Annotated in this window: 21 protein-coding genes and 1 pseudogene; 10 read left to right on the plus strand and 12 right to left on the minus strand. The window is 67.7% G+C overall.

The genetic code is table 11. From position 1 onward, the window contains the following. The first annotated feature begins 3 nt into the window (after positions 1–3). From GGQ87_RS13325 to GGQ87_RS13345, 5 genes are read left to right on the plus strand one after another with little or no spacing between them, the layout of a single operon-like run. The gene (locus GGQ87_RS13325) at positions 4–1380 is read left to right on the plus strand and encodes a pyruvate dehydrogenase complex E1 component subunit beta (protein WP_168048541.1); all 1377 of its coding nucleotides are present in this window, start codon (positions 4–6) and stop codon (positions 1378–1380) included. Next, complete coding sequence (locus GGQ87_RS13330; protein ID WP_168048543.1) at positions 1377–1691, plus strand: DUF5076 domain-containing protein; 315 nt, start codon at positions 1377–1379, stop codon at positions 1689–1691. Before GGQ87_RS13325 ends, GGQ87_RS13330 begins: the two co-directional genes overlap by 4 nt. Continuing rightward, positions 1688–2983 (plus strand): pyruvate dehydrogenase complex dihydrolipoamide acetyltransferase, encoded by a 1296-nt coding sequence (locus GGQ87_RS13335; RefSeq protein ID WP_168048545.1) that lies wholly within the window; start codon positions 1688–1690, stop codon positions 2981–2983. The genes GGQ87_RS13330 and GGQ87_RS13335 overlap by 4 nt, the downstream gene beginning before the upstream one ends. Positions 2984–2992: 9 nt before the next feature. Next, a complete protein-coding gene (lpdA, locus tag GGQ87_RS13340; protein ID WP_168048547.1) occupies positions 2993–4408 on the plus strand; it encodes a dihydrolipoyl dehydrogenase in 1416 nt (471 codons plus the stop codon). 5 nt (positions 4409–4413) lie between these two features. Further along, positions 4414–4869 carry a YcxB family protein gene (locus GGQ87_RS13345; RefSeq protein WP_168048549.1) on the plus strand — a complete coding sequence of 152 codons (456 nt, stop codon included), beginning with the start codon at positions 4414–4416 and terminating at the stop codon, positions 4867–4869. On the opposite strand, the gene GGQ87_RS13350 is transcribed toward GGQ87_RS13345, so the two are convergent. From GGQ87_RS13350 to GGQ87_RS13370, 5 genes are all read right to left on the minus strand, one after another. Then, positions 4866–5048, minus strand: coding sequence for a DUF3606 domain-containing protein (locus GGQ87_RS13350; protein ID WP_168048551.1), 183 nt, complete (start codon positions 5046–5048; stop codon positions 4866–4868). The genes GGQ87_RS13345 and GGQ87_RS13350 overlap by 4 nt on opposite strands. A gap of 107 nt (positions 5049–5155) precedes the next feature. Continuing rightward, on the minus strand, positions 5156–5695 hold the full coding sequence (locus tag GGQ87_RS13355; protein ID WP_168048553.1) for a hypothetical protein: 540 nt from the start codon (positions 5693–5695) through the stop codon (positions 5156–5158). Further along, positions 5623–6510 carry an NAD(P)-dependent oxidoreductase gene (locus tag GGQ87_RS13360; protein ID WP_168048555.1) on the minus strand — a complete coding sequence of 296 codons (888 nt, stop codon included), beginning with the start codon at positions 6508–6510 and terminating at the stop codon, positions 5623–5625. The genes GGQ87_RS13355 and GGQ87_RS13360 overlap by 73 nt, the downstream gene beginning before the upstream one ends. A gap of 10 nt (positions 6511–6520) precedes the next feature. Beyond that, positions 6521–7021: a flavin reductase family protein gene (locus tag GGQ87_RS13365; protein WP_342448367.1), complete on the minus strand. Its 501-nt coding sequence runs from the start codon at positions 7019–7021 to the stop codon at positions 6521–6523. Between the two features lie 58 nt (positions 7022–7079). Continuing rightward, the gene (locus GGQ87_RS13370) at positions 7080–7694 is read right to left on the minus strand and encodes a DUF922 domain-containing protein (protein ID WP_168048559.1); all 615 of its coding nucleotides are present in this window, start codon (positions 7692–7694) and stop codon (positions 7080–7082) included. A 95-nt stretch (positions 7695–7789) separates the two neighbouring features. Between GGQ87_RS13370 and GGQ87_RS13375 the strand changes: the two genes are divergently transcribed. Continuing rightward, on the plus strand, positions 7790–8692 hold the full coding sequence (locus tag GGQ87_RS13375; RefSeq protein ID WP_168048561.1) for a flagellar motor protein MotB: 903 nt from the start codon (positions 7790–7792) through the stop codon (positions 8690–8692). 124 nt (positions 8693–8816) lie between these two features. Then, positions 8817–9591, plus strand: a pseudogene (locus GGQ87_RS13380) (arginyltransferase); the annotation flags it as partial. Here GGQ87_RS13380 and GGQ87_RS13385 read toward each other — a convergent pair. The 5 genes from GGQ87_RS13385 to recO all read right to left on the minus strand — a co-directional run bounded on the left by GGQ87_RS13385 (position 9548) and on the right by recO (position 14922). Next, positions 9548–10570 (minus strand): M48 family metallopeptidase, encoded by a 1023-nt coding sequence (locus tag GGQ87_RS13385; RefSeq protein ID WP_168048565.1) that lies wholly within the window; start codon positions 10568–10570, stop codon positions 9548–9550. The pseudogene GGQ87_RS13380 and the gene GGQ87_RS13385 overlap by 44 nt on opposite strands. A 12-nt stretch (positions 10571–10582) precedes the next feature. Further along, entirely contained in the window at positions 10583–11161 is a 579-nt protein-coding gene (locus GGQ87_RS13390; RefSeq protein ID WP_168048567.1) for a LemA family protein, read from the minus strand. 90 nt (positions 11162–11251) lie between these two features. After that, positions 11252–13453, minus strand: a complete 2202-nt coding sequence (parC, locus tag GGQ87_RS13395; RefSeq protein ID WP_168048569.1) for a DNA topoisomerase IV subunit A — start codon at positions 13451–13453, stop codon at positions 11252–11254. A gap of 33 nt (positions 13454–13486) precedes the next feature. Beyond that, a complete protein-coding gene (locus GGQ87_RS13400; protein ID WP_168048571.1) occupies positions 13487–14065 on the minus strand; it encodes a hypothetical protein in 579 nt (192 codons plus the stop codon). Positions 14066–14190: 125 nt separating this feature from the next. Further along, the gene (gene recO, locus GGQ87_RS13405; RefSeq protein ID WP_168048573.1) at positions 14191–14922 is read right to left on the minus strand and encodes a DNA repair protein RecO; all 732 of its coding nucleotides are present in this window, start codon (positions 14920–14922) and stop codon (positions 14191–14193) included. A gap of 140 nt (positions 14923–15062) precedes the next feature. On the opposite strand from recO, the gene GGQ87_RS13410 reads away from it, so the two are divergent. Beyond that, on the plus strand, positions 15063–16019 hold the full coding sequence (locus GGQ87_RS13410; RefSeq protein WP_168048574.1) for a sugar porter family MFS transporter: 957 nt from the start codon (positions 15063–15065) through the stop codon (positions 16017–16019). A 9-nt stretch (positions 16020–16028) separates the two neighbouring features. Here GGQ87_RS13410 and GGQ87_RS13415 read toward each other — a convergent pair whose 3' ends face one another. After that, positions 16029–16493, minus strand: a complete 465-nt coding sequence (locus GGQ87_RS13415) for a nuclear transport factor 2 family protein (protein WP_168048576.1) — start codon at positions 16491–16493, stop codon at positions 16029–16031. 44 nt (positions 16494–16537) lie between these two features. Next, complete coding sequence (locus GGQ87_RS13420; protein ID WP_168048578.1) at positions 16538–17149, minus strand: flavodoxin family protein; 612 nt, start codon at positions 17147–17149, stop codon at positions 16538–16540. Positions 17150–17282: 133 nt separating this feature from the next. Between GGQ87_RS13420 and GGQ87_RS13425 the strand changes: the two genes are divergently transcribed. Together GGQ87_RS13425 and GGQ87_RS13430 are read left to right on the plus strand one after the other, a co-directional pair. After that, positions 17283–17630 (plus strand): ArsR/SmtB family transcription factor, encoded by a 348-nt coding sequence (locus tag GGQ87_RS13425; RefSeq protein ID WP_168048580.1) that lies wholly within the window; start codon positions 17283–17285, stop codon positions 17628–17630. Beyond that, complete coding sequence (locus GGQ87_RS13430; protein WP_168048581.1) at positions 17614–18120, plus strand: SRPBCC family protein; 507 nt, start codon at positions 17614–17616, stop codon at positions 18118–18120. The genes GGQ87_RS13425 and GGQ87_RS13430 overlap by 17 nt, the downstream gene beginning before the upstream one ends. The last annotated feature ends 11 nt before the right edge of the window (positions 18121–18131 follow it).

The following is an 18131-nucleotide window of genomic DNA, read 5'->3' on the forward strand; positions in this document are numbered from 1 at the left end:
CTCGTGACCGACATTCTCATGCCGGCCCTGTCGCCCACGATGGAAGAGGGCACGCTGACCAAATGGCACATCAAGGCGGGCGACACCGTATCGGCCGGCCAGGTGATCGCCGAGATCGAGACCGACAAGGCCACGATGGAAGTCGAGGCCGTGGACGAGGGCGAGGTGCTTGAGATCCTCGTCGCCGAGGGCTCGGAGAACGTGAAGGTCAACACGCCGATCGCGCGTCTGGCCGGCGAGGACGGCGCGGCCGCACCGGCGCCGAAGGCCGATGCTCCCGCCGCCAGCCCCGTGGCGGACGCTCCGGCCGCCGACAAGTCGGGCGATCCCGAGAAGAAAGACGACACTCGCGCCGGCCCGAAGGTCGAGCTGCGCGATCCGGAAATCCCGGCCGACGCCAAACTGGTCAAGACGACCATCCGCGACGCCCTGCGCGACGCCATGGCCGAGGAGATGCGCCGGGACGAGGCTGTCTTCCTGATCGGCGAGGAAGTCGCCCAGTACCAAGGCGCCTACAAGGTCAGCCGCGAGCTGCTGCAGGAGTTCGGCGACAAGCGTGTCGTCGACACCCCGATCACCGAGCACGGCTTCGCCGGTCTTGGCGTCGGCGCGGCCATGGCCGGGCTGAAGCCGATCGTCGAGTTCATGACGTTCAACTTCGCCATGCAGGCCATCGACCACATCATCAACTCGGCGGCCAAGACCCTGTATATGTCTGGCGGCCAGATCCGCGCCGGCATCGTCTTCCGCGGTCCGAACGGCGCCGCAAGCCGCGTCGGCGCCCAGCACAGCCAGGACTATTCGGCCTGGTATGCGCAGGTGCCGGGCCTCAAGGTCATCGCGCCCTATGACGCCGCCGACGCCAAGGGCCTGCTGAAGTCGGCCATCCGCGACCCGAACCCCGTCGTCTTCCTCGAGCACGAGATGATGTACGGGCTGGAGTTCGACGTGCCGGAGGTCGAGGACTATCTGGTCCCTATCGGCAAGGCCAAGGTCCGCCGCGAGGGCACGGACGTCACCATCACGGCCCACAGCCGCATGGTCGGCTTCGCCCTGCAGGCCGCTGAACAGCTGGCCGGGGAGGGGATCTCCTGCGAGGTCGTCGACCTGCGCACCCTGCGTCCGCTCGACCACGAAACCATCGTCGAAAGCGTCAAGAAGACCAGCCGTCTGGTCTCGGCCGAGGAAGGCTGGGGTCCGATGGGCGTCGGCGCCGAAGTCGTGGCCCGGGTCATCGAGCACGCCTTCGACTACCTCGACGCTCCGCCGCTGCGGGTGCATCAGGAGGATGTGCCGCTCCCCTACGCCGCCAATCTCGAGGCGCTGTCGCTGCCGGGCGTCGACAAGATCGTCGCCGCGGTCAAGCAGGTGATGGCATGAGCGAGCCCGAACAGCACCAGCTGAAGACGCCGGACAGCGTCGCCGCCGATCCGGAAGCCATCGAGATCATGCGGATGTGGTGGTCGAAGCAGGAGCCGGTCATGTCGATCAAGCCGGCTTTCAACGATCCGGCCATGTTCGGCCGGATGCTCGCCTATGCCGCGACCCACATGGCCCATGGCTACAACGTGCGGCACGGCGTCGACGAGCGCATCGCCTACAACCAGATACTCGCCGGCCTCAGCGATGCGCTCAAGGCGCAGAACGTCCAGACGATCACCGAACCGACCGGGACAGGGGGCGCGCAATGACCGACATCCTGATGCCCGCCCTCTCGCCGACGATGGAAGAGGGCGTTCTGGCCAAGTGGCACGTCAAGGTTGGCGACACGGTCAAGGCGGGCGACGTCATCGCCGAGATCGAAACCGACAAGGCGACCATGGAGGTCGAGGCCGTCGACGAGGGCGAGATCACCGACATCCTCGTGGCCGAGGGCTCCGAGGGCGTGAAGGTCAACACGCCGATCGCGCGTCTGAAGGACGAGGGCGGCGCGGCCGCTCCGGCCCCCAAGGCTGAAGCGCCCAAGTCCGAGGCCGCCAAGCCCGCTCCGGCCGGGCACGAAAGCGGCCAGGCCGTCGCCACGCCCCAAGGCGTCAAGGCCGCCGAAGCGACCCTGCCGAAAACCGCGGCATCGGGCGAGCGCGTGTTCGCCTCACCGCTGGCCCGCCGTATCGCAGCCCAGAACGGCGTCGACCTCAAGGCGGTCAAGGGCACCGGTCCGCACGGCCGCATCGTCCGCCGCGACGTCGAAGGCGCGCCCAAGGGCTCCGCGGCTCCGGCTTCCGCCGGCGCATCGGCTCCCGCAACCGAAGCCCGCAAGGTCCTGTCGCTGGCGCAGATGGGCATCCCGGACGGCAGCTACGACCTCGTGCCGCTGGACGGCATGCGGAAGGCCATCGCGCGCCGCCTGACCGACAGCTTCCGCGACGTGCCGCACTTCCCGCTGACCATCGACTGCGAGATCGACGGCCTGCTGGCCTCGCGCGCCAAGGTCAACGCCATGCTGGAGAAGGACGGGATCAAGGTTTCGGTCAACGACTTCGTCATCAAGGCCAGCGCCATGGCCCTGAAGGCCGTGCCCGAGGCCAACGCCAGCTACTCGCCCGAGGGCATCGCCATGCATCACAACGCCGACGTGGCGATGGCGGTGGCGATCGACGGCGGCCTGATCACCCCGATCATCCGCAAGGCCGAGACCAAGTCGCTGTCGCAGATCGCGACCGAGTCCAAGGACCTCGCCAAACGGGCCCGTGACCGGAAGCTGAAGCCCGAGGAGTTCCAGGGCGGCACCTTCTCGGTCTCCAACCTCGGCATGTTCGGCATCAAGGCCTTCGCCTCGATCATCAACGAGCCGCAGGGCGCGATCATGAGCGTCGGGGCAGGGGAGCAGCGTCCGGTCGTGAAGAACGGCCAACTGGCTGTCGCGACCGTCATGACCGTCACCCTGACCTGCGATCACCGCGTGGTCGACGGCGCCATCGGCGCGAAATTCCTGCAGGTCTTCAAGGCGATGATCGAAGATCCTGTGACGATGCTGGCGTAGGGGCAGACCGTGGCTGAATTCGACCTCATCGTCATCGGTTCGGGCCCTGGCGGCTACGTCGCCGCCATCCGCGCCAGCCAGCTGGGCCTGAAGACGGCCATTGTCGAGCGCGAGAACCTGGGCGGCATCTGCCTGAACTGGGGCTGCATCCCCACCAAGGCGCTGCTCAAGTCCGGCGAGAAATACGAGAGCCTGTCGCACCTGAAGGATTACGGCCTGTCCGCGGACAAGGTCGGGTTCGACTTCGACGCCATCATCCAGCGTTCACGAGGCGTCGCCGCCACGATGAACAAGGGCGTCACCTTCCTGATGAAGAAGCACAAGATCGAGGTGATCGAGGGCACGGCGACGCTGGAGAAGGGCCCAAGTGGCGCCTCTGGCGCTCCCAAAACCGTCATCGCCCTGAAAGCCGGCGGGTCGCGCACGGTCGAGGCCAAGGCCGTCATGCTGGCGGTGGGCGCGCGCGCCAAGGCGATCCCCCAAATCGGGCTCGAGGCCGACGGCGACAGGATCTGGGCCTATCGCGAAGCCATGGCGCCGAAGAAGATGCCGGCCTCTATCGTGGTCATCGGCTCGGGCGCTATCGGAATTGAATTCGGAAGCTTCTACAGGGCCTTGGGCGCGGAAGTTACTGTGGTGGAAGCGGTCGACCGGATCATGCCGGTCGAGGACGAAGAGGTCTCCAAGACCGCCCAGAGGGCGTTCGAGAAGCGCGGCATGAAGTTCCGGACCGGGTGCAAGGTGACGAAGGTCTCCAGGGGCGGGAAGGGCGTGCAGGTCGCGATCGAGGCTGGCGGCAAGGCCGAGACGCTGGAAGCCGAGGTCTGCATCTCGGCGGTCGGCATCACCGCCAACACCGACGGCATCGGCCTTGAAGCGCTCGGCGTGAACATGGATCGCGGCCACATTACCATCGACGGCCACTGCCAGACCAATGTGAAGGGGCTGTACGCCATCGGCGACTGCGCCGGTGCGCCATGGCTGGCTCACAAGGCCTCGCACGAGGGCATCCACGCCGCGGAGTACATCGCCGGCTTCAAGACGCCGAACGTCAACTCGCCGATCGCCGGCTGCACCTACGCCCAGCCGCAGGTCGCCTCGGTCGGGATCACGGAGCAGGGCGCCCGCGAGGCGAAGCGCGAAGTGAAGATCGGCCGCTTCCCGTTCCGTGTGAACGGCAAGGCCGTGGCGGCCGGCGAGGTCGAGGGCTTCGTCAAGACCATCTTCGACGCGAAGACGGGGGCCCTGATCGGCGCCCACATGATCGGCGCCGAGGTCACGGAGATGATCCAGGGCTATGTCACCGCGATCGCCATGGAGGCGACGGAAGAGGACATCCACGGCATCGTCTATCCGCACCCGACCATGTCCGAGGCCATGCATGAGGCCGCGCTGGACGCCTATCAGCGGGTGCTGCACCTTTGACCGTAATGGTCCGGTACGCGGTCCGTCGGGACGAACTCTGGACCTGGTACTGGCTAGCCTGGAAGCGGACGCTGTGGCTCTACCATGTCGCGATCATCGCCATGGTCATGACGACCTTCGTGCTTATGGAGGTGGGCGGCGCGCCGGGCGTGGCAGTGGTGGCAGGCGGCTTCACCAGCGCGGCTCTGGTCGGCGCGATGATCATGTATCCGCAGCTGAGATACACGCCTCAGGAACGCACGCTAAGGTTCGACGAGGCGGGAATTTCCTATGAGCGCGGCAAGCAGTCTGGTCGCTTGTCCTGGAGCCGGATCCGCTCCGTAGCCCGGGCCGGTGATGGAATCACCGTGACCGGCCGCGGCCAGAGTGCATTCATCATTCCGGGACGAGCGTTCGAGAACACGGCTGTGCGCGATGAGGCGCTGTCGACCATCGCAGCACTTCAGCGAGGCGCGGACTAGCGCTTCTTACCGAGCTCGGCGGCAATGTCCTTGACCATGCGCCCAGCCTTGCGGTGCGCGGCGACGATCTGGTCGCGGGTCACGCCCCAGCGCTTCATCCAGTATTCGACGGCCTGACGCTCCGAGAGGTCGAGCCGGTCCTTGTCAATAAAGCCGCGCTTGTCCTTGAGGCCCGCCATAATCGCTCCTTGTCTGCGAGAGAGGGGTAGTCGCGGGAGGCACGGATGGCGAGCCCAAAAGGCCCATCCAGTTATCGCCTAAGATATATTATGCGAAATGCGATATACTATTCCGACCGGAGCTCCAGAGCCGTGTATGGCGACTGACCGCGTTCGATACGGATCAGATCGAGGACGCTGACGATCTGGCGCGACCGCCAGTGGCTCAGATAATAGGCCAGCGGACCAAAGGTGACCGCGACGCCGAACTGGATCGAGGTCTCCCAATTCTCGCGCACGAACGACAGCAGGCTGTCTCCGGCGACCTCGGCCAGAATGGCGATGATCGACACCGGGATGGTCAGGTACGCGATGATCACCGCGCGCAGCATCTGGTCCTGACGCCGCGCATTGAGGTTCGCCAAGGCGGAAACCGCGTCAAACGTGCGGTCGTCGACGCCGGCCAGAAGCTCGAAGGCCTGGCCTGTCGAACGATTACGACGGAAACCGCTGATGAAGTCGACGCCCATGTATCCCCATGCCCCGGGCGTATAGAAGCTGGACGGCAGCAGGCTCCACGTCGGAAAATAGGTCTTCAGCCGCGCCCAGAGCCCCCAGACGTCGGACTTGTCCTCTGCAGCCGCGCCGCCAGGCTCGACGTGTCCCATCGCGATCCCCCCATGGACTGCACTTCGGAATAGAACTGATCCACCAGCGCCGTCAGGGCCAGATGCGAGCCGTTCGACCGCGCCTCGTCAAGCACCAAACCCAGATCCTTGCGCATCCAGTCGACCGCAAATCCGAACTCGAACTGGCCCGCCGCCGCCGTCTTCCACCGATTGTCCATCTGCCACGACTGCGCTGCGCCCTTGGATACGGCGTCATAGACGGCGTCGGTATCAAGCCCGGCTGTCTGGGCGAAGTGAACGGCCTCGGCCAGACCTTGCACCACGCCGGCGATGGCGATCTGGTTGACCATCTTGGTGAGCTGGCCTGACCCGGCCGGGCCCATGTGCTTCACCGCCTTCGCGTAATGCATGAGGATCGGCTCGATCCGGACCAGGGCCGCAGCGTCACCGCCGGCCATGACGCTGAGCTGGCCATTCTCAGCGCCCGCCTGGCCGCCGGAAACCGGCGCGTCGATGAATGAGACGCCCTGCTGCGCCGCCAGTTCCGCCAACTCGCGGGCGACCTTGGCCGAGGTGGTGGTGTGGTCGACGATCACGGCCCCCTCCCCCAGCGCCGGCAGCGCCGCCGCGACTACTTCGCGTACGTTGTCATCGTTGCCGACGCAGAGGATGAACAGCTCCACGCCGGCGGCGGCGTCATGCACGGTCTCCGCGAACCGACCGCCCGTCGCGGCGGCCCAGGCCCGCGCCTTGTCCGGTGAGCGGTTGAAGCCGGCGACGTCATGGCCGTTCTGCACGAGGTGGCGTGCCATCGGCCCGCCCATGACGCCCAGCCCCGCGAAGCCGATCTTCATGGTCTGATCCTCACGTCTGCGGTTCGGCCGCGGTCCCGTAACGGCCGCGGTAGTAGGTCAGGGCATCGCCGGGGCGGGTTTCGAACTGCCGCACCTCGCCGACAATGGTCAGGTGATCGCCCATGACGATCCGCTCGTGCGCCGTGCAGTCCAGCCGCGTCAGGGCATTCTTGAGCCGCGGCGGCTCCGGACTGGTGCTGTCGAACTCGTCGGAGGACAGGCGGCAGACACCCCAGGCGAACCGGTCCGACATCTCGCGGTCCTCGACCGGCAGCACATGCACCGCGAACCGCTCGGCCCTGGCGAAGGCGTCGTGCCGCCAGGAAGCGCGATCAAGGCACCACAGGATCAACGGCGGGCGCAGCGAGACGGAGGTGAAGGAATTGACCGTGATCCCGAACGGGCCCTCGTCGGTGTGCGCCGTAACCACGCAAACGCCGGTCGCGAAGCCGCCGAGGGCGCGCCGGTAGGCGGTGGCGTCGAATTCGTCGGGGGAAGCCGGGGCGGTCACATCCAACGACTAGGCGAGCCCCCGGAAGCGGGCAAGGCAGGATTCTGTACCGCGACCTTCAAGGATAGGTCGCGCCTTCGCTCCGGCCGTGCCGCGTGCTCTCGTCATAGGCGTCGTTGGCCGGCTGGATCGAGGCGCCGATCTGGCGCTGCACCGCCTGCATGGAGGCGCAATCGGGCGCGGCGCGCATATAGGTGCGCATCTGCTCGGCCGCGGCGAGCGCGATCCGCACATGGTTGTGTTCGTGGCCGATCAGCGCCTTGTAGTAGCGGTCCCACTGTTCGCGCTCACGGCGGTCCAGCGCGTCGCGGGTGGTCAGTTCCGGCAGGGTGACGATCACCGTCATATCGACCTCGGCCGTCGCCGGATCGCAGCCGCCCGCCCCGCCTTTCCATTGTGTCTGGTAGCGCCAGTCGGTCCGGGCGTCGAAGGCTTCGCCCTGCGGCAGACGCGGGCGGCGGTCGTTGATCGAGTCCCGGATCGCCCGCGGGCTGCGCCCATCGACCGGATAGCCGACCAGCACCACGCCCGGGAGAGCCGCCAATTCGGGAGCCGCGGCGGCGAGAGATGGCGACGTGACCGGTGGCGGCGCCCCCTCCCCGCCCGCGGTCGCCAATGGCGCGGCCTGGGGGTCGGCGAGCATCAGTCCGGCGATCAGGAAAAGCATGGGCATCTCGGGCCTCCGGACGTGGTGAGCAAGTATCGCAAACGGGTTCTTAACGCGGACTGCCGACTGTGGCCCGAACACAAGTGCCCCGCGAGTCCCCCATGTCCATGAGCGATCGTCCGATCCTCATCAAGAAGGTCAAGAAGGTCATCGGCGGCGGCCACCATGGCGGCGCGTGGAAGGTGGCCTATGCGGACTTCGTGACGGCCATGATGGCCTTCTTCCTGCTCATGTGGCTGATCAACACGACGGACCCGGAACAGAAGCGCGGCATCGCCGAATATTTCGCCCCCGCCAGCGTCTCGGCCACCACCTCCGGCTCGGGCGGCATTCTCGGCGGCACCTCGCTGGGCGACGACGGGGCCAAGGCGTCGGGGTCCATGTCCGTCATCAGCCAGCTGGCGCCGGAGGCCCCCGCGGATGCGCCGCAGGACGTGGGCCAGAGCCAGAACCTCGCCGCCGCCAGCGAAGAGGCCCTGCGCGAGGAGATCGCCCGGCGCGAGGCCGCCGAGTTCGCGTCCGCCGCCGAATCGCTGCGGCAGGCCATGCAATCCATGCCGGAGCTGGCCGAGCTGTCGAAACAGCTGATCATCGACCAGACGCCGGAAGGCCTGCGCATCCAGCTGGTCGATCAGGAAGGCCGGTCGATGTTCGAGCAGAACTCGACCCGGCCGAACCCGCGCGCCCAGCTGCTCCTGCGGGCCATCTCGCGGGTCATCAACCGGCTGCCCAACCGCATCTCGATCACTGGCCACACCTCGGCCGCGCCGGGCTCGAACCGCGCGACCGGGCCGAACGACTGGACCCTCTCGGCCGAGCGGGCGAACGCCTCGCGGCTGGTGCTGCAGGGCGCCGGCGTCGATCCGGACCGCGTCTATCAGGTCTCCGGCAAGGCGGGTTCGGACCCCCTGTATCCGGACGATCCGACCCTGGCCGGCAACCGCCGGATCGCCATCGTGCTGCTGCGCGAGGCGCCGGTCCTGCCTACGGACACCAGCCTGTGACCGCCCGCCCGCCGCTCAGGCGTCGGGCGAAGGGGCTTGCGGCGCGGCTCTGTGCGGGGCCAAATCGGCGGATGCGGCAACGGGCGCCAAACTGTCGTCGGATTCGGGTGGGGAGCTGTCGCCCGTGACCCAGTTCGTCCCTACACGCCAGCTTCGCTTCTACATGACCTCGGTGGCCCCCTGCCCCTATCTGCCGGGCCAGACCGAGCGGAAGGTGTTCGCCAACCTGCCGTTCAGCGAGGGTGCGCACGTCAACGATGAGCTGACCCAGGCCGGCTTCCGCCGCAGCCAGAACATCGCCTACCGCCCGGCCTGCGAAGGCTGCGACGCCTGCGTCTCGGTGCGCCTGCCGGTGCCGGAGTTCCAGTTTTCACGATCCGAGCGCAAGGTTCTGAAGCGAAACGCCGATCTGACCCGCGATCTCGTTGAGGCCGAGGCGACGATGGAGCAGTTCGACCTGCTGCGCCGCTACCTCCACGGTCGCCATCCGGGCGGCGGCATGAGCACCATGGGCTGGCTCGACTACGTCGCCATGGTCGAGGATACGGCGGTGCGGACGCATCTGATCGAGTACCGGCTGCCCTCGCCCGACGGCGGGCCGGGCGATCTGGTCGGGGTGTGTCTGACGGACCTGCTCTCCGATGGCTTGTCGATGGTCTACAGCTTCTTCGATCCGGCGCTGGAGGCGCGGAGCCTCGGGCGGTTCGCCATTCTCGATCATGTCAGGCAGGCCGCTACGGTTGGGCTGCCCTTCGTCTATCTCGGCTACTGGGTCCGGGGCTCGAAGAAGATGGACTACAAGGCCGGTTTCCGGCCGCTGGAACAGCTGACCCGGCTGGGCTGGGAACGGCTGGACTAGCCGGCGGCGGGCACCGAGGTGTCCCACGTGGCCGTCGTCACGCCTGACCAAGGCCCGGGATCACGCCCGCCGCCGAACTTCACCAGGGCGTCGATGCGCTTCTGGATCGGCGGATGGCTGGCGAACAGGCCTTCCAGACCGACGCCGTCCGGCTGGTTGTCGAGGAACAGCTGCTGCAGTTCATCGGGGCCCTTCACGCCGGAGCGTCCCTCGACCTTGCGCAGGGCCGAGATCATGGCATCCGGGTTCTTGGTCAGCTCGACGGAGCCGGCGTCGGCCACGAACTCGCGGCTGCGCGACAGCATCATGCGGATGACGATGGCCAGCACGAAGCCGATGACGGCGAAGGCGATGCCGATCAGGACCAGCGGCATGGCGTTCTTGTTGTCCCGCCGCCCGCCGCCCCGCGAATAGATCAGGCCGCGGAAAACCAGTTCGGCGATGACGCTGATGATGCCGGCGAAGATGGAGGCGATCACCATCGTCCGCACGTCCTTGTTGATCACGTGCGTCAGTTCGTGCGCCATCACCGCCTCGACCTCGTCGCGGCTCAGGGTGTTCACCAGTCCGCGGGTAAGGGTGATGCTGTACTGGCCCTCGTGCAGGCCGGTGGCGAAGGCGTTCAGGCTGTCGTTGTCAATGATCCGCAGCGTCGGCGTGCGCAGGCCGCGCGAGATCGCGAGGTTTTCGAGCAGATTGTAGAGCTCCGGTTCCGTCCGGCGTTCGACCTTGCGGGCGCCGGTCAGCATGTCGACCATGGTCTGGCTGCCGAAATAGGCGATGGCGAACCAGATGCCGGCGATGATGAAGGCCATCGGGACCGTCCAGCCGAGCCAGGACGCCGCCAGAGCCATGTCTTGCCCCAGCCCCTTGCCCGAGTTGGGCAGGAAGCCGAAGCCCATCATGATCAGCTGGACCCCGTACAGGATGCCGATCAGCAGGATGGGGAAGGTCACCAGCAGGATGACCGACCGGGTATTATTGGCCCAGATGTGGGTCTGGAGCCCGACGGCGCCCATCAAACCAGTCCCTTATGCCGAGAAGTTCACCGTCGGCGGCGCCGCGTTCAGAGCGGCGCGGTCGGCCTCGCCGAGGTCGAAGAACGGCTTGTCCGAACCGAAGCCGACCATGCCGGCGAACAGGACGGTCGGGAACTGACGGCGAACGGCGTTGAACTCGCCGACGGCGCTGTTGAAGAAGCGGCGGGCGGCGGCCAGCTTGTTCTCGATGTCCGACAGCTCGGCCGAGAGCTGCTGGAAATTGGTGTTGGCCTTGAGGTCGGGATAGGCCTCGGACAGGGCGAACAGCCGGCCCAGCGCGCCGGTCAGCATGTTCTCGGCCTGGACCTTGTCATTGACCGAGGTGGCGCCGGCGGCGGCCGCGCGGGCCTGGATTACGGCGTCGAGCGTGCCGCGCTCGTGGGAGGCGTAGCCCTTCACCGTCTCGACGAGGTTGGGGATCAGGTCCTGGCGCTGCTTCAGCTGGACATCGATGTCCGCGAACGACTGGTCCGCCCGCTGGTCCAGCGCCACCAGCTTGTTGTAGCCGCCGACGACGACGAACAGCACCACGGCGACGATGACGCCGATGACGATCAGGGTGACGAGCATGTCGATCTCCAATCCCGGCCGGGCTCCGGCCACGCTTGAATATGGGGTTTGCGCGAGGCGACGGATAGTGAAATCGGCGTCACCCGGCGATCAGCGGAACTTCCTCAACCCGCGCGGGCCCTGCCGCCCGGCCCCGGCGCGTTTGCCGAGCCAGTCCTTCCAGTCGGGCCAGTTGCGCCGGCGCCCGCCGCCGTCCGCCCACTCCGGCCCGGACTCAGCGCTGAACACCGCGACGTCGGCGAGCCCGCCCTGTTTGTAGGACTGCAACTTGACGCCCTTGCCGCGGCCCATCTCGGGCAGTTCGGCGAGCGGGAAGATCAGCGCCTTGATGTTGTCGCCGACCGTCGCGACGTGGTCGCCGGTGACGCGCAGGGCCGCCAGCATCTCGCCGTTCAGCACCTGCTTGCCGCCGCGCTTCTGGGCCAGCAGTTCATCCTCGGGCGCCACGAAGCCGTAGCCCGCCTTCGAGGCCACCAGGAGCTTGCCGCCCGGCTGGTGGGCCAGCAGGTTGACGATGTCGGCCTTCTCGTCGAGGTCGATCATCAGCCGCAGCGGCTCGCCGTGGCCCCGGCCCGAGGCCAGCCTGTCCGCGCCGACAGTGAATATCCGCCCGTCCGAGGCCGCGACCAGCAGCTTGTCGGTCGTATAGGCCGGCACGAGGAAGGCGAGGCTGTCGCCCTCCTTGAACTTCAGCTCCGACGGGTCCTCGACCTTGCCCTTGGCGGCGCGGATCCAGCCGCGCTCGGACAGAATGACCGTAATCGCCTCGCGCGGGATGAAGGCCTCGATCGAGGCGATGGCGGAACTGTCGACCGCCTCGGCGATGGTGGTGCGGCGGGGCGACACCAGCGCCTTGCGGGTCGCCTCGAGGTCCTTGCCGATCTGCTTCCACTGCTTGGCGGGCGACGACGACAGCGACTGCAGCGCCGCAAGTTCGTCGGCCAGCGCTTTGTATTCGTTCTCGATCGCCATTTCCTCGATCCGCGCCAGCTGGCGCAGCCGGGTGTCGAGGATGTAGTCGGCCTGCATCTCCGTCAGGCCGAAGCGGGCGATCAGGACGGCCTTGGGCTGTTCCTCCTCGCGGACGATGCGGATGACCTCGTCGAGGTTGAGGAAGACGATCCTCAGGCCTTCCAGCAGGTGCAGCCGCTTCTCGACCCGCTCGATCCGCCATTGGGCGCGGCGGACCAGAACCTCCCGACGGTGATCGAGGAAGGCCTGCAGACAGGCCTTCAGCCCCATGACCCGCGGCGTGCCGGTGGCGTCCAGCACATTCATGTTGACCGGGAATCGGACCTCGAGGTCGGAGAGCTTGAACAGGCTCTCCATCAGCATCTCGGGCTCGATGGTGCGCGACTTGGGCTCCAGCACCAGCCGGATGTCCTCGGCCGACTCGTCGCGGACGTCGGCCAGCAAGGGGGCCTTCTTGTTCTCGATCAGGTCGGCGAGGTCGGCGATCAGCTTCGACTTCTGCACCTGATACGGCATCTCGGTGACGACGATGCGCCACACGCCGCGGCCGAGGTCCTCGGTCTCCCAGCGCGCGCGCAGGCGAACGCCGCCGCGGCCCGTCTCATAGGCGTCGAGGATCGAGGCATGGCCCTCGACCGCGACGCCGCCGGTCGGGAAGTCCGGGCCCGGGACGATCTGGGCCAGTTCCTCGGTCGTCGCCTCGGGCCGCTCGAGCAGCAGGTGACAGGCGTCGATCAGTTCGCCGACGTTGTGCGGCGGGATCGAGGTCGCCATGCCGACAGCGATGCCGGAAGAGCCGTTGGCCAAGAGGTTGGGGAAGCCCGCCGGCAGGACGACCGGCTCCTCGTCCTGATCGTCGTAGGTGGGGCGGAAGTCGACGGCGTGCTGGTCGATGCCGTCCATCAGCAGGACGGCGGCCGGCGTCAGCTTGCACTCGGTGTAGCGCATGGCCGCGGCGCTATCGCCGTCGATGTTGCCGAAATTGCCCTGTCCGTCGACCAGCGGGTACCGCTGCGAAAAGTCCTGCGCCAGACGCACCAGGGCGTCGTAGATAGAAGCGTCGCCGTGCGGGTGATAGCCGCCCATGACCTCGCCGACGACCTTGGCGCATTTCCGCGCCGCCGCCTGCGGGTTCAGCTTCATCTGGTGCATGGCGTACATGATGCGCCGGTGCACGGGCTTGAAGCCGTCGCGCACGTCCGGGAGGGCCCGGTTGGTGATGGTCGACAGCGCATAGGCGAGGTAGCGGCGCGAGAGCGCGTCGCTCATGGCCTCATCGACGATGCGGCCGCCTTCCGGCGTCGGGGTGTGAACGGTCATGCGACTTCGAATCGGAGTTCAGAAGCAGGAAGTCTAGCGGCTGGGGTCGAAGTGGCCGTCAAATTCGTCGGCCAGATCGGCCACATCGGCCAGGTCGGGCTCCTCGTCCACAGCTTCGTCGTCGCCGGACGGCGTCGCCGCCATCCGCGCCCGGATGCGGTCGGCTGGAGTGAAGGGGTCGCGGCCGACGTCGTGGCGGTCGCCGACCTGCCCCGCCAGACGGGCCACGCGCAGCCAGGCGGCGGCCTCCGCCGGGCCGCCCACAGCGGCGGTTTCCGCCGCCCTGCGGAAGGCGAAATCGCCGAGAGCGGCGGCGCTGGGCACGAACAGAAGCTCGTACATGTCCTCGCCATTGTGGTTTTCGATAAAGTTTCGCTCGGGCCCATCGCCAAGGTCGGCCCGCAGCCGGTCGCGGAGACGGTCGCAGAGCGCGGGGACGTCTTCCCGTATCCAGTTTTCGGTGAGCGCGCGGCGGCGCACTGTGCGGACGGCCAGACCATAGCGCTCGGCGACGGCGGCGGCGGATGTTCCCGCGACATAGTCCCGGCGCGCGGCCTCCCAGGTCTCGGCGGAGCGGCGGGTGTGGGGCGGAGGGATGTGGGGCTGTGTCATTCCCCCATTGTCCGGCCGTTTCCAGCTGTGCTCGGAATAAAGTTATTTCAGCAGGTCATCCGTCTGACTTCGCACGATATTTTCTCATAAGCCTGGCTTACATTTCGCGGATTGTAAGCACAGCGTCACAGCCGCCCCGCCTCGCCGAGCTTGTCGATCATCCACACCCGCGCCGACGGAATCGGTCGGTTCTGCGGGTGGAAGACGAACTGTTCGAGGAAGTGGCCGGTCAGGGTCAGGCCTGAACCGACGTCGCCTTCGCCAAGGCCGGCCTGCGCGCCCAGCATGAAGGCCGGCAGGTTCAGCAGCTTGTCGGCATAGGGCCGGCCGGCCTCGCGGCTGACCGCCCGGCCTGTGCGCGGGCTGACCCAGATCAGGTCGTCCATGGTCCCGGTGACGGCGCAGCGCGACAGGTCGAGGCCAAAGCCGAGATCCTCCAGCAGCCCCGCCTCGAAGCGCACGAAGATGGCGGGCCAGACCTCCGGCAGGGCGAAGGCGGACATCAGCGCCTCGAAGGCCAGGAAGGCGCCGGGATGCGGCTCCCGCTCGGGCAGGGCGCCCTGCGCCACTGAGGCGGCGGCGGCCAGACCGGTCAGGGCCAGCGGATCGTCGAACAGGGCGCTGGGCCCCTCCCCCACCGGCTCCAGCCGCGCCGAGCCGAGATGCTCGGAGGTGCGGGCGCGGTAGTCCGCCACCACACGCGCGCCCGGCTGCAGGAAGGGCTTCATCTTGCGCGACGCCCCGCCCGCGACATAGGCGGCGCGACGGCCATGCCCCTCGGTCAGCAGTTCAACCACCACGCCGGTGTCGCCGTGCGCCCGGGCCGAGAGCACGAAGGCGTCGTCGGTGAAATCCATGGTTCTCGTTAGCCTGCGCGCGGAGTGTTGGCCATACGTTCCGCCATCGTGCGGCGCGAACGTCCGCTCCCGCCTTGCGCCGCTTGCAACCTGCAAGGTAGCGTCGCGCAAGTTTCGCTTTTCTGCGCCGGGGGGCGTGCATGGACAAATTCACCAGCCGACGCCGCGCGACCTGGCAGTCGAAGGCGCCGCTGTGGCCCTTCCTCCTCGCGGCCCTCCTCATCGCCGCCGCCGGCGGCGTGCTGATCAGCCTCTACGCCAGCGGCGTGATCCTGGGCGACGGCACGTCCGGCGGCCGGGCGCTGGTCTGGGTCAAGACCCTGTCCAACATCGCCATCCCGGCGCTGGTGATCGGCGCGGCCGTCGGCGGCCTGCTGAACAGCGTCTTCCTGTCGCCCGCCGGGCGGCACGGCGCCCTGAAGTGGAGCGGCCTGCTGATGGCCGTCGCGGCGCTCGGTGCGGCGCCGCTGAGCGTGGCCAAGGGGATGGAGGCTGACCGGATCGGCTATGAGATGCGGCTCAAACAGGCCGTGGCCCAAGCGCGGATCGACGCGCGGAAGTCGGAGACCGACTTCTACCGCCGGCTCTATCTGCTGGCCCGGCATCAGGGCTTCGGCATCGAGACGCTGCGGTCCGCGGACGGAATCAAACACGCCCGCGAGACCATCGAGAGCAACAGGCAGTTGCTCGCAGCCGCCCGCCGCGACTACGCCGCCGGTCAGGCGAAGGCCCGCGCCGCCCTGGCCGGAGCCGTCGTCGACCGGGCGGACCGTGAAGCGGTGCTCAAGCGGTTCGATGCGGCGAAGGTCAGGCGCGACGCCCTGATGGACAAGGTCTGGGCCGCGCACGAGCGCCTCATCGTCCTCGACGATGAGGAGGTGAACCTGCTGTACGCCAATCGGGGGCATTGGCGGCCGAACGCCTGGGGCGGCGGCAGCGTCGACAATCCGCGAATGCTCGACCAGCTGCGCCGCATCGGCCGCGACCGGCAGGCCGCGCGGACCGAACACGACGAAGTCTACCGGGAGGTCGCCACGCTCGACGCCGAAACGAACGAGGACATCGACCGCGCCATCGAGATTGCGATCCGCGGCTGAAGGCCGCCTTCAGTCGCCGCGGATGGCCTGCACGACCGCGTCGGACTTCTCGTTCGGCACGGCGAAGCTGAGCACGTATTGCTCGATCTTCCAGCCGTCGTCGGTCAGGCGCAGCACGCCCGAGCCGCGCGTCTGGCCGTAGCCGGCGTTGGCCAGCTCCTCGTCGAACCATGCGATGCAACGGCACTCGATCGGCGCGACGGTGATCACCCGGGCGCTGGGCGTATAGGTCCAGCCGCGGCCGCGGGCGAAGAAGGGCTCGGCGAAGGCGCGGAACTCCGCCAGCGACCATCGCTCGGTCGCATCGGTGCCGATGAAGCGGGCGTCAGGGGTGAACAGGCCGAAGTAGGCGGTGGCGTCCGCCGCGGTGGAGGCCGCGTTCAGCTGGTCCAGCACGGCCGCTATGGCCGCCTCTTCCGGCGCAGGCGCGGGCGACTGGGTCAGGAGGATCAGGGCGGCGAGGGAGGCGATCATGACCGCACCCTATCCCGGCGCGCGCCGCCGCCAAAGAGGCGGACTTATTCGCCGGTTTCCTGCGGCGGGAAGACGCCCGGCTTCAGCACCTTGGCGACGGCCAGCAGGTTCCGCGCGGCGTTGCGGGCGAGGCGGTCGGAATAGTCGTGCGCCTTCTCGGTGTCGACGTAGTTGGGTCCCGGCCCCGGGCCGAGGTGCCAGTAGGTCCAGCTCTGGCCGGGCACGGTGAAGCCGACGTCGATCAGGGCCTGGCAGACCGAGGCGACGATATGGTGGGCGCCGTCCTCGTTGCCGGTCACCACCACGCCTGCGACCCGGTTCATGGCCACGCCGCGTCCCTCGTCGTCCGTCTCGGACAGCATGGCGTCCATCCGCTCCAGCGCCCGCATGCAGACGCTGGAATGCTGGCCCAGCCAGGTCGGGGTCGCCACGACGAGGATATCGGCAGCGAGGATCTTGTCGTGCACGGCGGGCCAGTCGTCGCCCTCCCCCTGATCGGTCTTCACTCCGGGCTTGATGTTCAGATCGACCAGCCGGACCAGTTCGGTCTGGGCCCCGCCCTTCTCCAGTTCCGCCATCAGCACCCGGGCCAGCGCCTCGGTGCTCGATGTCTCCGGCGAGGGCTTCAGGGTGCAGTTGAGGATCAGGGCTTTCATGGAGGCTCTTTCGCTGTGTCGCGGACCAAACACATCCGCGTAGCCGCCCGTTCCGCGCTTTTATTTAACCGGACGGTTGACAACGGTTTTGACTGGGAGCATTTAACCTGTCAGTTAGATACGAAGCACGCCCATGGAAACCGATCCCCTCAGCGCCAAGTTCGCGGCCCTCGCCGATCCGACCCGCCGGGCCATTCTGGCGCGGCTGTGCGAGGGCGAGGCCAGCGTCAACGACCTGGCCGAGCCGTTCGACATGAGCCTCCCGGCCGTGTCGAAGCATCTCAAGGTGCTGGAGAAGGCGGGTCTGATCAGCCGCGGACGCGAGGCCCAGTGGCGCCCCGCCCGGCTCGAACCCATGGCCCTGAAAGGCGTCGCCGACTGGCTGGAGCACTACCGCCGGTTCTGGGACGCCAGCTTCGATCGCCTCGACGCCTACCTCAAGAAGATTCAAAAAGGAGATCCCAATGGCACAGGACACTGACAACAACCCCTGCGACACCGACGGTGTCGCGCACCAGCACGCCCTCGTCCTTCGCCGCGTCCTCGACGCCACGCCGGAGCAGATCTGGAAGGCTTGGATGACGCCGGAACTGCTGCAGCAGTGGTTCGCGCCCAAGCCCTGGAGCATCTCCGACGTGCAGGTCGATCCCCGGCCCGGCGGCGTGTTCAACTTCATCATGTCGGGTCCGGACGGCGAGCGCTTCCCGAGCAACGGCGTGTTCCTGGCGGTCGAGCCGGCGAAGCGCTGGATCACGACCGACGCCTTCACCCCGAACTGGGAACCGGCGGGCCAGCCCTTCATGGTGGCCACAGTCGAGCTGACCCCGACCGCCGACGGCAAGACCGAATACGTCGCGACGGCGCGGCACTGGAACGCCGAGACGATGAAGCAGCACGAGGCCATGGGCTTCCATGAGGGCTGGGGCACCTGCGCCGACCAGCTGGCCGAACTGCTGAAGAAGCCGAACTGACCCTCCCCGGC

The organism is Brevundimonas alba, from assembly GCF_011927945.1.
GTDB classification, from domain to species: domain Bacteria; phylum Pseudomonadota; class Alphaproteobacteria; order Caulobacterales; family Caulobacteraceae; genus Brevundimonas; species Brevundimonas alba.

Excerpts from the sequence above, each read along its gene's own strand:
- GGQ87_RS13430 (WP_168048581.1), top strand. The coding sequence starts at position 17,614 with ATGGCACAGGACACTGACAACAACCCCTGCGACACCGACGGTGTCGCG.
- GGQ87_RS13410 (WP_168048574.1), top strand. The coding sequence starts at position 15,063 with ATGGACAAATTCACCAGCCGACGCCGCGCGACCTGGCAGTCGAAGGCG.
- GGQ87_RS13355 (WP_168048553.1), bottom strand. The coding sequence starts at position 5,695 with ATGGGACACGTCGAGCCTGGCGGCGCGGCTGCAGAGGACAAGTCCGAC.
- recO (WP_168048573.1), bottom strand. The coding sequence starts at position 14,922 with ATGGATTTCACCGACGACGCCTTCGTGCTCTCGGCCCGGGCGCACGGC.
- parC (WP_168048569.1), bottom strand. The coding sequence starts at position 13,453 with ATGACCGTTCACACCCCGACGCCGGAAGGCGGCCGCATCGTCGATGAG.
- GGQ87_RS13385 (WP_168048565.1), bottom strand. The coding sequence starts at position 10,570 with ATGGGCGCCGTCGGGCTCCAGACCCACATCTGGGCCAATAATACCCGG.
- GGQ87_RS13330 (WP_168048543.1), top strand. The coding sequence starts at position 1,377 with ATGAGCGAGCCCGAACAGCACCAGCTGAAGACGCCGGACAGCGTCGCC.
- GGQ87_RS13335 (WP_168048545.1), top strand. The coding sequence starts at position 1,688 with ATGACCGACATCCTGATGCCCGCCCTCTCGCCGACGATGGAAGAGGGC.
- GGQ87_RS13400 (WP_168048571.1), bottom strand. The coding sequence starts at position 14,065 with ATGACACAGCCCCACATCCCTCCGCCCCACACCCGCCGCTCCGCCGAG.
- GGQ87_RS13360 (WP_168048555.1), bottom strand. The coding sequence starts at position 6,510 with ATGAAGATCGGCTTCGCGGGGCTGGGCGTCATGGGCGGGCCGATGGCA.
- GGQ87_RS13420 (WP_168048578.1), bottom strand. The coding sequence starts at position 17,149 with ATGAAAGCCCTGATCCTCAACTGCACCCTGAAGCCCTCGCCGGAGACA.
- GGQ87_RS13425 (WP_168048580.1), top strand. The coding sequence starts at position 17,283 with ATGGAAACCGATCCCCTCAGCGCCAAGTTCGCGGCCCTCGCCGATCCG.
- GGQ87_RS13370 (WP_168048559.1), bottom strand. The coding sequence starts at position 7,694 with ATGCCCATGCTTTTCCTGATCGCCGGACTGATGCTCGCCGACCCCCAG.
- GGQ87_RS13375 (WP_168048561.1), top strand. The coding sequence starts at position 7,790 with ATGTCCATGAGCGATCGTCCGATCCTCATCAAGAAGGTCAAGAAGGTC.
- GGQ87_RS13350 (WP_168048551.1), bottom strand. The coding sequence starts at position 5,048 with ATGGCGGGCCTCAAGGACAAGCGCGGCTTTATTGACAAGGACCGGCTC.
- GGQ87_RS13390 (WP_168048567.1), bottom strand. The coding sequence starts at position 11,161 with ATGCTCGTCACCCTGATCGTCATCGGCGTCATCGTCGCCGTGGTGCTG.
- GGQ87_RS13415 (WP_168048576.1), bottom strand. The coding sequence starts at position 16,493 with ATGATCGCCTCCCTCGCCGCCCTGATCCTCCTGACCCAGTCGCCCGCG.
- GGQ87_RS13345 (WP_168048549.1), top strand. The coding sequence starts at position 4,414 with ATGGTCCGGTACGCGGTCCGTCGGGACGAACTCTGGACCTGGTACTGG.